This window comes from uncultured Alistipes sp. (assembly GCF_949296715.1).
GTDB lineage: Bacteria > Bacteroidota > Bacteroidia > Bacteroidales > Rikenellaceae > Alistipes.
This window is the reverse complement of the sequence record NZ_CASFQD010000025.1, coordinates 108,620-122,098: the sequence shown is the minus strand read 5'-3', so window position 1 is coordinate 122,098 and position 13,479 is coordinate 108,620. Positions and strand designations below refer to the sequence as shown.

The 13,479-nt window shown below is 64.2% G+C and carries 12 protein-coding genes; 7 read left to right on the top strand and 5 right to left on the bottom strand.

Annotated elements, in window-relative coordinates; all coding sequences use genetic code 11:
- The first annotated feature begins 158 nt into the window (after positions 1-158).
- Entirely contained in the window at positions 159-2,189 is a 2,031-nt protein-coding gene (locus Q1Y33_RS04110) for a glycoside hydrolase family 2 TIM barrel-domain containing protein (RefSeq protein WP_300798479.1), read from the top strand.
- On the opposite strand, the gene Q1Y33_RS04105 is transcribed toward Q1Y33_RS04110, so the two are convergent.
- Entirely contained in the window at positions 2,107-2,712 is a 606-nt protein-coding gene (locus Q1Y33_RS04105) for a WbqC family protein (RefSeq protein ID WP_295906731.1), read from the bottom strand. The two genes, Q1Y33_RS04110 and Q1Y33_RS04105, sit on opposite strands and share 83 nt — an antisense overlap.
- Before the next feature lie 12 nt (positions 2,713-2,724).
- On the bottom strand, positions 2,725-4,218 hold the full coding sequence (gene ispG / locus Q1Y33_RS04100; protein WP_300798478.1) for a (E)-4-hydroxy-3-methylbut-2-enyl-diphosphate synthase: 1,494 nt from the start codon (positions 4,216-4,218) through the stop codon (positions 2,725-2,727).
- A 68-nt stretch (positions 4,219-4,286) separates the two neighbouring features.
- Here ispG and Q1Y33_RS04095 point away from each other — a divergent pair, with 68 nt between their 5' ends.
- Genes Q1Y33_RS04095 through Q1Y33_RS04080 form a run of 4 tightly spaced genes read left to right on the top strand, consistent with a single transcriptional unit; the run spans position 4,287 to position 8,571 of the window.
- Complete coding sequence (locus tag Q1Y33_RS04095) at positions 4,287-4,604, top strand: radical SAM-associated putative lipoprotein (protein ID WP_300798477.1); 318 nt, start codon at positions 4,287-4,289, stop codon at positions 4,602-4,604.
- A gap of 44 nt (positions 4,605-4,648) precedes the next feature.
- Positions 4,649-6,757: an ATP-dependent DNA helicase RecG gene (recG, locus tag Q1Y33_RS04090; RefSeq protein WP_300798476.1), complete on the top strand. Its 2,109-nt coding sequence runs from the start codon at positions 4,649-4,651 to the stop codon at positions 6,755-6,757.
- A gap of 45 nt (positions 6,758-6,802) precedes the next feature.
- Positions 6,803-7,600 carry a DUF3108 domain-containing protein gene (locus Q1Y33_RS04085; RefSeq protein ID WP_300798475.1) on the top strand — a complete coding sequence of 266 codons (798 nt, stop codon included), beginning with the start codon at positions 6,803-6,805 and terminating at the stop codon, positions 7,598-7,600.
- 35 nt (positions 7,601-7,635) lie between these two features.
- Entirely contained in the window at positions 7,636-8,571 is a 936-nt protein-coding gene (locus Q1Y33_RS04080; RefSeq protein ID WP_300798474.1) for a hypothetical protein, read from the top strand.
- 192 nt (positions 8,572-8,763) lie between these two features.
- On the opposite strand, the gene Q1Y33_RS04075 is transcribed toward Q1Y33_RS04080, so the two are convergent.
- The 3 genes from Q1Y33_RS04075 to murA all read right to left on the bottom strand — a co-directional run bounded on the left by Q1Y33_RS04075 (position 8,764) and on the right by murA (position 12,459).
- Positions 8,764-10,206: a sulfatase gene (locus Q1Y33_RS04075; protein WP_300798473.1), complete on the bottom strand. Its 1,443-nt coding sequence runs from the start codon at positions 10,204-10,206 to the stop codon at positions 8,764-8,766.
- Positions 10,207-10,449: 243 nt separating this feature from the next.
- On the bottom strand, positions 10,450-11,022 hold the full coding sequence (locus Q1Y33_RS04070; protein WP_300798472.1) for a thymidine kinase: 573 nt from the start codon (positions 11,020-11,022) through the stop codon (positions 10,450-10,452).
- 117 nt (positions 11,023-11,139) lie between these two features.
- Positions 11,140-12,459: a UDP-N-acetylglucosamine 1-carboxyvinyltransferase gene (gene murA / locus Q1Y33_RS04065; protein WP_300798471.1), complete on the bottom strand. Its 1,320-nt coding sequence runs from the start codon at positions 12,457-12,459 to the stop codon at positions 11,140-11,142.
- Positions 12,460-12,640: 181 nt separating this feature from the next.
- On the opposite strand from murA, the gene rpmH reads away from it, so the two are divergent.
- Positions 12,641-12,802 carry a 50S ribosomal protein L34 gene (gene rpmH, locus Q1Y33_RS04060; protein WP_295908153.1) on the top strand — a complete coding sequence of 54 codons (162 nt, stop codon included), beginning with the start codon at positions 12,641-12,643 and terminating at the stop codon, positions 12,800-12,802.
- Between the two features lie 118 nt (positions 12,803-12,920).
- Positions 12,921-13,418 (top strand): GNAT family N-acetyltransferase, encoded by a 498-nt coding sequence (locus Q1Y33_RS04055; protein ID WP_300798470.1) that lies wholly within the window; start codon positions 12,921-12,923, stop codon positions 13,416-13,418.
- The last annotated feature ends 61 nt before the right edge of the window (positions 13,419-13,479 follow it).

Below are 13,479 nucleotides of genomic sequence, written 5' to 3'. Positions count from 1 at the left end.
GGCTAACATCTGAATGACACCCTGCGTGCCGAGGAGGAGATCGGAAACGGTCTCCTCCCTTTTTGTGTTCAGACGGGGAGATGGCGGCACAAAAATTTTGTGTTCCGCACGCTTTGCGCTATCTTTGCCTCCGGTGCTACATATCCATCCGCCCTGCCATGAAACGATACATGCTGCTTCTGCTGCTCGCGGCCGCAAGCTCGATGGCCGCCGCGCGCGAGGTCATCCCCCTGAACGAGGGGTGGCGGTTCTTCTTCAAATCGGAAAACACCAGCGACAACGCCCGCCACGTCACCCTGCCCCACACCTGGGACACCGACCCCCTCGCCGAAGGATCGCTGCTCGAAACCACGGGAAACTACCAGAACGACATCTACATCCCGGTGGAATGGGCCTCGCGCCGCCTCTTCGTCCGCTTCTACGGCGTGCAGACGGTCGCCGACCTGTTCGTCAACGGCTCACACGCCGGGACGCACTGCGGCGCCGGCACGGCCTTCGTGTTCGAGATCACGGACAAGGTGCGCTTCGGCACCGACAACGCCCTGCGCATGGTCGTGAGCAACAGCTACCGCAACGACGTGCTGCCCACGTCGACGGACATGAACCTCTACGGCGGCATCTTCCGCCCGGCGGAGCTCATCGTCACCGACCGCACGGCCGTCTCGCCCCTCTATTTCGGATCGGAAGGGGTGCTCGTACACCCCACCGTCGTGAACGGCGACCGCACCGAAGGGCAGGTGGAGGTACACCTCACCTCGAAGGGCGAGAGCAGCTGCACGCTGACGCTCGGCATCACGGCCCCCGACGGGGAGTCCGTCTTCTCGAAACGGCAGCGCGTGCGGCTCGACGGCAAGCCCCTCTTCGTCCCCTTTGCCATCGAGCACCCGGCGCTGTGGAGCCCCGATTCGCCGTCGCTCTACACCGTGTCGGTCTCGCTCGGCGAGGAGCAGACGACCGACAGCGTCGCCGTCCGCACGGGATTCCGCTCGATCGCCGTCACCCCCGGCGGGGGCCTCGCGATCAACGGCGTGCGCACGCCCGTGCACGGCGTCGACCTCTACCACGACAACACCGTTGCGGGCGGACTGTTCACGCGGCAGGACTGCGACGCCGACCTGGCCCGCCTGCTCGACCTCGGGGCCAACGCCCTGCGGTCGGCCGTCATGCCCCATGCCGGGTATCTGTACGACCGCTGCGACGAACTCGGCCTGCTCGTCTGGATCGACCTGCCGCTGCACCGCGCCCCCTTCCTCGGGGATGTGGCCTACTACGCCACGCCGCAGTTCGAGCAGAACGGACTGCAGCAGCTGCAGGAGATCATCGCCCAGCACATGAACCACCCCTCGGTGGTGATGTGGGGGCTCTTCTCGAGGCTCTGGAACCGCGGCGACAGCGCCGTGCCCTACGTGCGGAGGCTCCACGACACGGCCCGCGCGATGGACCCCTCGCGGCCGACGGTGGCGTGCAGCGACCAGGACGGCAAGATCAACTTCATCACCGACCTGATCGTCTGGCGGCAGACCGTGGGCTGGGAGCGCGGCTCAACCGACGACGTGAAGGTCTGGCGCGACCTGCTGCAGAAGAACTGGTCGCACCTGCGCTCGGGCGTCGCCTACGGCGGCAGCGGGTTCATCGGCCACAGAAGCTACACGGCCCACGCGGCGCCGCGCGAGAACTGGATGCCCGAGGAGAACCAGACGCGCTTCCACGAGGAGTATGCCCGCAACCTGCAGAACGATTCGCTCTTCTGGGGCACGTGGATCGCCACGCTGTTCGATTACGGCTCGGCGCGCCGCCCCTACGGCATCAACGGCGAGGGGCTCGTGACCATCGACCGCCGCACGTGCAAGGATGCCTACTACCTCTACCGGGCGATGTGGAACAGACGGGAGCCGACGCTCCACCTGGTCGACAAGCGGCGGCGTCTGCGCGACCAGACGCGGCAGGCCTTCCGCGTCTATTCGTCCGCGGGGCTGCCCACGCTCGTCGTCGGGCGCGATACGGTCGCCATGACGGAGTATGCGCCGTGCCAGTACCGCTCGGACAGCGTTTCGGTCACGGGGAGCGTTCCGGTACGGGTATATGCCGGCGGGCTTGCGGACAGCGTCACGCTCCGTATCGGCAACGTTCTAAAACCGCGATGGATGCAGGCCCCTCTGCAAATAAAAGGTCTGCAAAAGACAAATTAGGCTGAAAGGGCAGGCGGTCGGAAAAGACCTGCACGTAGGGCTCGGCGACGAACGCCGGGCCCTCCCTGCGTTTGGGCCGCAGGTCGCGGTCGCCGGGCGCCGCCTCGATGTAGCGCTCCGATACGGCAGGCATCGCGATGCCCGCCAGCGAGCACAGCAGCTCGGTGAGCTGCAGGTCGTAGTCGCAGAGAAACTCCCACCGCCCGCGGTAGAAGGGCTCGAACCGCCCGGCATAGAAATCGAAGTAGGGCGACCCCCTGTAGGAGGACACAAGGGCGCCCCAGTGCTGGTGCTGCCAGCGCTTGGAGTAGTCGAGGCGCATGTCGCGCATCGGCTGGCGGGGCCGGTCGGCATGGCGCACCTGCACGGTGAGCTCCATGACGCCGTCGGTGGCCAGGATCCGCGCGCGGTTGCGCTCCGAGCGCTTGATGAAGTGCTCGCCGAGGTCGATCAGGCAGTCGCCGCGGAGCAGCTCCGCGAAGTAGGCGACCGAAGGGAGGTAAGCGGCGGGGAGGATCGTCATGGCCGGAGCGGATCAGACTTCGGGATCGACCCAGTCGCCGTGGGCGCGGATCAGTTCGACGAGGTGGTCGAGCGCCTCCTCCTGCGGAATGTTGCGCGCGACGACCTCGCGTCCCCTGTAGAGGGTGATGCGGCCCGGGCCCGCCCCCACGTAGCCGTAGTCGGCATCGGCCATCTCGCCCGGGCCGTTGACGATGCAACCCATGACGCCGATCTTCAGGTTCTTCAGGTGCGACGTGCGGGACTTGATCGCCGCCAAGGTCCGCTCGATGTCGTAGAGCGTGCGGCCGCACGACGGGCAGGCGATGTATTCCGTATGCGAGAAGCGCACGCGCGCCGCCTGGAGGATCATCAGCTCCACGTCGCGGATCGCCGCGGCGTCGTGGCCCGGGGCGTCGATCCAGATGCCGTCGGCCAGTCCGTCGAGGAAGAGCACGCCCAGGTCGGCGGCCGCCTTCACGGCCAGCCGCTCGAGCGACGCCTCCTCGTAGCGGCGCTTCACGACGACGGGCTCGTCCGCCCGGTCGAGGTTCAGAATCGCGGCCCGCAGTTCGGCCGTCGGGTTGCCCGAGAGGGCCTCGATGACGCGGAAGCCCTCGTGCGGCTCGTCGTGCGTGACGGGCACGGCGACCTGCGTGCGGCGGCGGAAGACGTAGGGCGAGTAGCGCTCGGGATGCCGCACGGGGAACTCGCCCGGGCGGTCGGCGAAGTGCTCGACGAGCAGCCGCGCGACGGGGATCTCGTTTTCGGGCGCCTCGGTCAGCGAGACGCGGATCGTGTCACCGATGCCGTCGCAGAGCAGCGCCCCGATGCCCACGGCGCTCTTGATGCGCCCCTCGAGTCCGTTTCCGGCCTCGGTGACCCCGAGGTGGATCGGGTAGTTCATCCCCTCGGCCTCCATCGCCGCCACGAGCTGCCGGTAGGCCGAGACCATCACGCGCGTGTTGCTCGACTTCATCGAGACGACCACCTGGTCGAATGCCCGCTCGCGGCAAACCCGCAGGAACTCCATGGCCGAGACGACCATCCCCTCGGGCGTGTCGCCGTAGCGGTCGAAGACCCGCCGGGCGAGCGACCCGTGGTTGACGCCGATGCGCAGCGCCACGCCGCGCTCGCGGCACTGCTCGATGAGCGCCTCCAGCTCGCCGTGCTCCGTGCGGTAGTTGCCCGGGTTGATGCGCACCTTGTCGACGTACTTCGCCGCGATGGCCGCAACCTCCGGAACGAAGTGGATGTCGGCCACGACGGCCGTGCGGAAGCCGTCGCTGCGCAGCTGCCGCACGATGTTGGCAAGATTCTCGCCCTCGCGGCGCCCCTGCGCCGTGAGGCGCACGATCGGGCCGCCCGCGCGGTCGATGCGCTCGATCTGCGCGACGCTCGCCGCCGTATCGTTCGTGTCGGTATTGGTCATCGACTGCACGGCCACGGGGTTTCCCGCGCCGATGCACACGCATCCGATGCGCACCTCGCACGTCGGACGCCGCTGGAATTTCGTCAGGTCTGTCATGTCGTCTCCGGGTTTCGGGGCCCGCCGGGGCTCCGTACCGCAAAGATAGCCCGAATTCCGCGAAAAAATTGCAGACCGGGATATTTTTCAGTAGATTTACACACGCAACCGCCCAAAAATCCGACCCTTATGAAACGCAGATTCATGCTGTTCCTGCTCTCGGCTTCACGACCGCCTGCGAAAACGAAGACAAGGGCACCGTCTGCATGTACGGCACCCCGCTGATCGACTTTGAACTTCAGGGTTCCGTCACCGACCAGAAGGGCAGCCCGATCCCGGGCATCGAGGACCGCACGGGCGAGGCTTCGGGCAGCTGGAACCGGGGATCGTTCGCCCGTTCGGGCGTCGATGCGTCGCTTCCGGCAAAGACAGAAGAAGAGCAATAGAGAGCCGGTGATACGGATTGCCCGTTTTTTCGTATATTTGCTCTGTGGATAACCTCAAGAGCGATATCAAGTACGTGACGGGCGTCGGCGAGGCGCGCGCCCGGCTTCTGGACAAGGAGCTGGGCATCCGCACCGTGGGCGACCTGCTCGACCACTTCCCCTTCCGCTACATCGACCGCACGCGCATCTACCGCATCTCCGAAATCACGGACGACGCCCCCACGCTCGTGCAGCTGCGCGCCCGCGTGACCGGCACAGCCTACGCCGGGACGGGGCGCAAGCGCCGCTTCACGGCCTTCGTGCAGGATGCGACGGGACAGGCCGAACTGGTGTGGTTCCAGGGCATCAAGTGGATCGAGAAGCGCGTGGAGGTCGGACGCGAATACCTCGTCTTCGGGCGTCCGTCGTTCTACCGCGGCCAGCTCTCGATGGCCCACCCCGAGCTGGAGACCATGGAGCAGTACCTCTCGCGCCGCGCCGAGAGCGGCATGCAGGGCATCTACCCCTCGACCGAGCGCATCTCGACGATGTTCGGCACGAAGGGCATGTACCAGCTCGTCTGCAACGCCTGGGCGCTGGTCCGCGGGCACATCCCCGACCCGCTGCCCGCCGATGTACGCACCCGCTACGGGCTCATCGCGCGCCACGACGCCTACTACAACATCCACTTCCCGCAGTCGCCCGAACTGCTGCGGCAGGCACAGTACCGGCTGAAGTTCGACGAACTGCTCGGCGTGCAGCTCAACGTGCAGTCGCGCCGCACGGCACGCCTGGCGAAGGCCGACGGATTCCGTTTCACGCGCGTCGACGACGCCTTCAACACCTTCTACAACGAGAAGCTCCCCTTCCCGCTCACGGGGGCGCAGAAGCGCGTGATCCGCGAAATCCGGCAGGACACCGCTACGGGATACCAGATGAACCGCCTGCTGCAGGGCGACGTCGGCAGCGGCAAGACCCTCGTGGCGCTGATGTCGATGCTGCTGGCCGTCGACAACGGGTTCCAGGCCTGCATGATGGCCCCGACGGAGATTCTCGCCCGCCAGCACTTCGCTACCATCAGCCGCCTGCTCGACGGCATGCCGGTGCGCGTGGCCGTCCTGACCGGCGCCTCGAAGGCGCGCGAACGCCGCGAAGCGCTCGAAGGGATCGCCTCGGGCGAGGTCCACATCCTCATCGGCACCCACGCGCTGATCGAGGAGCGCGTGCGCTTCGCGAACCTCGGCTTCGTGGTCATCGACGAGCAGCACCGCTTCGGCGTCGAGCAGCGCGCCCGCCTGTGGACCAAGAACGAGCAGCCGCCCCACATCCTCGTGATGACCGCCACGCCGATCCCCCGCACGCTCGCCATGACCCTCTACGGCGACCTAGACGTCTCGGTCATCGACGAGCTGCCGCCGGGCCGCCGTCCGATCAAGACCTACCACTACACCGACGCTGCACGGCTCAAGCTCTTCGGCTTCATGCGGCAGCAGATCGCCCAGGGCCGCCAGGTCTACGTCGTCTACCCGCTCATCAAGGAGTCCGAGGCGATGGACTACAAGGACCTCACGGACGGCTATGAGGCCATCTCGCGCGACTTCCCGCTGCCCGACTACATCACGGCCATCTGCCACGGCAAGATGAAACCCGCCGACAAGGAGGAGTCGATGCGCCAGTTCAAGGAGGGCGAGGCGCAGATTCTCGTCGCTACGTCGGTCATCGAGGTGGGCGTCGACGTACCGAACGCCACGGTCATGGTCATCGAGTCGGCCGAGCGCTTCGGCCTCTCGCAGCTCCACCAGCTGCGCGGCCGCGTGGGACGCGGCGGGGCCCAGTCCTACTGCATCCTCATGTCCGGCGAGAAGCTCTCGCGCGAGTCGCGCGCACGCCTCGAGGCGATGTGCGAGACGAACGACGGGTTCCGCCTCGCGGAGCTCGACCTCAAGCTGCGGGGCGCGGGCGACATCAACGGCACGCTGCAGAGCGGCATGGCATTTGATCTGAAGATCGCCAATCCGACGGCCGACGTGCAGATTCTCACCCTGACGCGCGAGGCCGCCGCGGAGATCCTCGCCGCGGACCCCGCACTCGCGCAACCCGCACACGAAGGGCTGCGCGAACTCCGCCGCCGCTATTCGGGCCGCGAAGAGATCGATTTTTCCCGCATATCGTAATATTTCCGACCAACAACCCGTTAAAAATAAAGACCCCCTCACCTCATGAAACGACTTCTGCTCACGATACTCCTGCTCGCAGCGGCCCTGCCGCTCGCCGCCCAGCTCTACCATCCGGGCGAGAAGCTGCTCTACCGCGTCAGCTACAAGGCCAAGATGTTCCCCAACACCGAAGTCGGGGCCGTCGAGGTCCTTACCTCGTCGGAGCGCACGAACGACCGGAGTTTTTACAAGGTCGTCGGCGCGGGACGCACGCTGCCCACCTACCGCTGGTTCTTCAACATCGAGGACATCTATTCGGTATGGGTCGACACCCTGTCGCTGCGTCCCCAGCGCTTCGAAAGCGACATCCGCGAAGGCGACTACACCTTCCAGAGCCACTACGTCTACGACTGGGAGGACTCGGTAATCTACACGCGCTGGCGTAGCCGCCAGAAGCCCGAGCGGCAAAAGCAGATGGCGCTGACCCCGGAGAGCATGGACCCCATCGCGCTCTTCTTCAACCTGCGGTCGGCCAATGCGGAGGATTTCCGCGTCGGCGAGCCCGCCACGCTGCAAATGGTCCTCCAGGACACAATCCGCCACCTGCGCTACCGCTACCTCGGACGCGAGGAGAAGCGCATCCGCAACATGGGCCGCTTCAAGACCCTGAAGTTCGAGTGCCAGCTGGGTACCACCGAGGGCTACTCGTTCACCGACGGCACGGTCTTCACGGTCTGGATTTCGGACGACCGGAACAAAATTCCGCTCTACATCGAGTCGCCGGTGCGCATCGGCAGCATCCAGGCCTACATTTCCAGCTACAAGGGGCTCAAATATCCGCTTGAGAGCCTGATGAAATGAAAAATTGATTATCTTTGCGCAAAACCGACATTTCTATGGAAGAGAACAGACCGGGTTACGACCCCTCGGAATTCGAAGACGACGACTACGGCAGACAGCCCGATGCGGAGAAGTCCATCCGCGGATACCGCATCGTCATCATCATCCTCTCGGTGATTCTGGTGGCGCTGTCGATCCTCTATTTCAGCATCCACCGCCAGCAGATGCTCGACAACGAACTGCTGCAGGCCGACCGCGACTCGATCCAGAATGATCTGGGACGCCTGATGGACGACTACGACAACCTGCGGGTCTCGAACGACTCGATCTCGGCCAGCCTCTCCGTCGAGCGCGAACGCGCCGACTCGCTCATGACGCGCCTGAAGAAGGAGCGTTCGTGGAACCTCGCCAAGATCAAGCAGTACGAACGCGAGGTAGGCACGCTGCGCACGGCCATGAAGGACTACATCCGGCAGATCGACTCGCTCAATACGCTCAACCAGAAACTCATCAGCGAGAACGTCTCCTACCGCAAGGAGATTTCGTCGGCCAACCTGCGTGCCGAGATGGCCGAGGAGAAGGCCGCCGAACTGGACAACAAGGTCAAGGTCGGCTCGGTGCTCCGGGCCCGCGACATCAGCCTCTCGGCCCTCAACGACCGCAGCAAACCCGTATCGCGGATCAAGAACGCCTCGCGCCTGCGCGTGGACTTCGTGCTCTCGGCCAACGAACTGGCGATGCCCGGGAACAAGGCGATCTACCTGCGCATCATCTCGCCCGACGGCTACGTGCTGACCACCGAGGCGATGCCGTCGTTCGAATTCGAAGGCGAGCGGCTCACCTATTCGGCCATGCGTGAGGTCGACTACCAGAATCAGGACCTCGAGGTGGGCATCTACTTCACCTCGTCGGGCTTCGCGGCCGGCACCTACCGCATGGAGCTCTACACGGAGGGGCGTCTGATCGGCCAGGCACAGGTCGTCATGCGGTAACGACGCCCTCTTGGAGGGGCTCGTCCGCCCGATGGTGGACGGGCCGCGAGACCGGATCACGGGGTCCAGCTGCCGCCAGACAACAACACAGCGGGCGGGAGAGTGACCTCTCCCGCCCGCTGTTTTTATGGCTGCCTTTGCAGAACCTTCCGGGAAGCGGCCGGAGCGAGCGGCCGCAACCATCCCGGCAGACTACTGCCGGGACCGGTTTCGGTGACCCTTCCCCTCCCCATCGGGAGAGATCCGCGTCGGGAGTTGCGCTCCGTTTTCACGAATCCACTGCTGCATCTCCCGGGCCATCCGTTTTACCCGCTCGGGTTGCTCGGCCGACAGGTCGTGCTGTTCCCCGATATCCTCCGACAGGTCATACAACTCATACTGTTTGTCAGCCGGTCGGGCATAAAAGCGCAACAGTTTGTAGTTTCCCTGCCGCATGGCTGTAGCGGGACCATGACCGAAAGCTCCCATCTCGTGCCAGAAAAGCGCCCGGTCGGCAATCGGTTCGCCGCGCAGCAGCGGCGCGATGCTCACCCCGTCGAGAAGCTGATCCACTTCGGCGGGATCGATGCCGGCCCATTCGAGCATCGTGGGATAGAAGTCGATGCTCGAGACGGGCGTATCGATCCGGCGGGCACCCGGATGACGCGGGTCACGGATCACGAGCGGCACGCGGATACCACCCTCATAGAGGAACTTCTTGCCCTGACGCAGCGGTCCGTTGTCGGCATGCTTGACCACGCCGCCGTTGTCGGTGAAGTAGACGATGATTGTATTTTCTTCGATACCTGCCTCTTCGACAGCCTTCAGAATCTTGGCGAAATTCTCGTCCACGGAGTGCTTCATGGCCGAGTAGACCGCCTTGTTCTTACCCTCTTCTGGAGCTCCTTTGGCCCGGTAGTAGGCAGTCAGCGAATCTTTCGCCCGGAGCGGCTCATGCACGGCATAGTGCCACAGATTGAGAAAAAAAGGCCGGTCCGAGTGATTTTTGATCAGTTTGACTGCCTCATCGGCGAGCCGGTCCGTCAGATACTCCCCCTCGGGCCCGTCCTGCAGCGTCTGCAATCCGTAGGGAGAGAAGTAACTCCGAGGGAAGGACCAGGGCCAGTAACCCGTATCGGAGTCGAAGCCCTGATTGCGCGGCGAAAGTTCCCCTTCCCCGATGTGCCATTTCCCGATATGCCAGGTGTCGTAGCCGTGCGCCTTGAGCGCCTCCGAAACCAGTGTCTCCTCAAGCGCTACGCCCCGTGCCTCCTCGGGCATGCGCCAGCCTTTGTACTCGCTGGCCTTGCGGGCACCTTTTTGGGGTATCCAGGTTGTAAGATGCAGCCGGGCAGGATTTTTACCTGTCAGCAGGCTCGCGCGCGTGGGTGAGGATTCGGGGGCCGCATAGGCGTTGGTGAAGACCGACGATTCGGCGGCGAACGCATCAACGGCGGGAGTTTCGACCATGCGGTTGCCCAAATATCCCAGATCGCCGTATCCCATGTCGTCTACCAGATAGAAAATGATGTTCATCGGCCGCTGTTCGGAAGAGGAATCAGGTTCCGTTGCAACCTGCTGTGCCGAAAGCGGATTGAACGGCAGCAGCGCCGTCAGAACAGACGAAGCGCCGCCTATGCGAAAGAGTCTTTTCATGGTTGCGGATTCGAGTTGGTTTCCATTGCAAAGATAGTCCGGAGTCCGATTCCCGGAGTTACCTTTTTTGCTCTTTCGGATACCATTTTTGCACCCGGCCATGCAAAACGGCCGTTTCACAAGGGAAACGGCCGTTCGGAATCCGGATGGCGAGTCCGACGATGCGGGTGCTGCCGGTGCCGCAAACGTTGCCGACAGGCGCGGGAACTACTCCGGTGGAGCCGGGGCGACCGGCGCGGGGACTTACTGGCGGTTGCGGACCAGTTCGTGGAAGCAGTGGCGGCAGATGGGTTCATAGCTGTCCTGCGCACCGAGCATCACCTGCTTCTCGTCGGCCGTCAGGCGGTGCGAGTGGTGCGCAAGGTTGCCGCAGCGCACACAGATAGCATGCACCTTCGTCACATACTCGGCCGTGGCCATCAGATCGGGCATCGGACCGAAGGGCTTGCCCGTATAGTCCATGTCGAGCCCCGCGACGATCACGCGCACGCCGCTGTCGGCCAGCTGCCGGCAGACATCCACGATGCTCGCATCGAAGAACTGCGCTTCGTCGATTCCCACGACGTCGACGTCCGCGGTCATCAGCAGGATATTCTGCGGCGACTCGACCGGCGTCGAGCGGATGGCGTTGGCGTCGTGCGAGACGACCTCCTCCTCCGAATAGCGCACGTCGATGCGGGGCTTGAAGATTTCGACCCGCAGGTGGGCGAACTGCGCCCGTTTCAGGCGGCGGATGAGCTCCTCGGTCTTGCCCGAGAACATCGAGCCGCAGATCACTTCGATCCAGCCCTTGCGGCTGGCATTTTCCAAAAACATAGTCTCTCTATTCTGTTTTGCTTCTTTTGCGTTTTCCGTTGCGCGCGGGACCGCACGCAACAATCACCGCACGGCGGCGTGCCGCGCGGCGCGGGGCGGTACACCGGCGGGGCGGGATCAGCGGCTGCACTCGTCGACACGCGTGATCTTCGCGCCGAGGGCGTTCAGGCGGCGGTCGATATCCTTGTATCCGCGGTCGATCTGGTCGATGTTCTGGATCGTCGAGACCCCGTCGGCCGACATGGCGGCGATGAGCAGCGCCACGCCGGCGCGGATGTCGGGCGAGGTCATGCGCGTGGCCCGCAGCTGCAGGCGGTGGTCATGGCCGATGACCGTGGCGCGGTGCGGGTCGCAGAGGATGATCTGCGCCCCCATGTCGATGAGCTTGTCGACGAAGAACAGACGGCTCTCAAACATCTTCTGGTGGATCAGCACCGCCCCCTTGGCCTGCGTGGCCACGACCAGGAAAATCGACAGCAGGTCGGGCGTCAGGCCCGGCCACGGGGCGTCGGCAATGGTCATGATCGACCCGTCGAGGAAGGTCTCGATGCTGTAGTGGTCCTGCTGCGGGATATGGATGTCGTCGCCCTGCTGCTCGAAATGGATGCCCATGCGGGCAAACTGCGCCGGGATGATGCCGAGGTTCTCGTAGGAGACGTTGCGGATAGTCAGCTCCGAGCGGTTCATGGCGGCCATGCCGATGAAGCTGCCCACCTCGATCATGTCGGGCAGCAGCGTGTGCTCCGTACCGCCCAGCGCCTCGACGCCCTCGATGGTCAGCAGGTTCGAGGCGATGCCCGATATCCGGGCCCCCATGCGGTTGAGCATCTTGCAGAGCTGCTGCAGGTAGGGTTCGCACGCGGCGTTGTAGATCGTCGTCGTCCCCCTGGCCAGCACGGCGGCCATCACGATGTTGGCCGTACCGGTCACCGACGCCTCGTCGAGCAGCATGTAGGTGCCCTGCAGCTTGTCGGCCTCGACCATGAAGAAGTCGTCGGCGACGTCGAAGTCGAACTTGGCGCCGAGTTTCTGCAGCCCGAGGAAGTGGGTGTCCAGACGCCGGCGTCCGATCTTGTCGCCGCCCGGACGGGGGATGAATCCCCGGCCGAAACGGGCCAGCATCGGGCCGATAAGCATCACCGAGCCGCGCAGACGCATGCAGCGCTGGCGGTAGTCCTCCGTGTTCAGGTAGTCGAAATCGATGTCGCGGGCGCGGAACGAGAAGGTGTCCCCGCCGAGCTCCTCGACCTCGACGCCCATGCGGCGCAGCAGCTCGATGAGCTGCAGGACATCCAGAATGCGGGGTATGTTGTGCACGACGACCCGCTCGGGGGTCAGCAGGGTGGCACAGAGAATCTGCAGCGCCTCGTTCTTGGCGCCCTGGGGGGTGATGCTGCCCCGGAGACGGTGGCCTCCTTCGACTTTGAATATTGCCATGGCTGTTGCGGTGTTCGTTGGCGCGAAACGTGTCGCGGTCGTTGACAAAGTTAACAAGATTTCGTGCTTTCGCCCGTCATTTTGAAATATTTTCGTGAAAAATTTTTGCGGATCACTTTTTTGTTGTACTTTTGCAATCCGTAAAAATGTCTGAAACAACAAAAAGGATACAGCTATGGCAATGAAGAGAACTTACCAGCCCTCGCGCCGGAAGAGAATCAACAAGCATGGTTTCCGCAAGCGTATGGCTACGGCGGAAGGCCGCAAGGTGCTGGCTGCACGTCGTGCAAAAGGCCGCAAGAAGCTGACCGTCTCGGACGAGTCGACGTTCAAGTACGCTTAATTCTCGCGCGCGAATGAAACAAAGGCCGGCTGATGTCGGCCTTTTTTCATTACTACCGGACTGCCACCCGCTTCCGGCTTCCGTTATTTTCCCCGAAAAATCTTTGAATCCGTTTCCCATGCTGACGATCCGCGACGCTTCCGCGCATGACATCGACCTGATCCGCCGCCTGGCCGGCGAGGCCTTTCCCGCCACCTACCGCGAGCTGCTCACCCCCGGGCAGCTGGACTACATGATGGAGTGGATGTACTCCGAGGCGAGCCTGCGCCGCCAGCTCGACGAGGGCCACCGCTACTTCATCGCCCAGACCGACGGCGAGCCGTGCGGCTACCTCTCCGTCGAGCAGCAGGGGCCCGACCTGTTCCATCTGCAGAAGATCTACGTCCTGCCCCGCTATCAGGGCATCGGCGCCGGAGCGGCACTCTTCCGCCACGCCGTGGCCCACATCCGCCGCGTGCATCCCGGGCGCTGCCTCATGGAGCTGAACGTCAACCGGCAGAACCGCGCCCTGCACTTCTACGAGCACATGGGCATGCGGCGCCTGCGCGAAGGCGACTTCCCGATCGGCAACGGCTACTACATGAACGACTACATCATGGGGCTGGAGATCGGATAACCCGTCCCGGCGGGCGGCGTCCGACCGCGGCAAGCCTCCTGTTCCGAACAAAACGGGACCG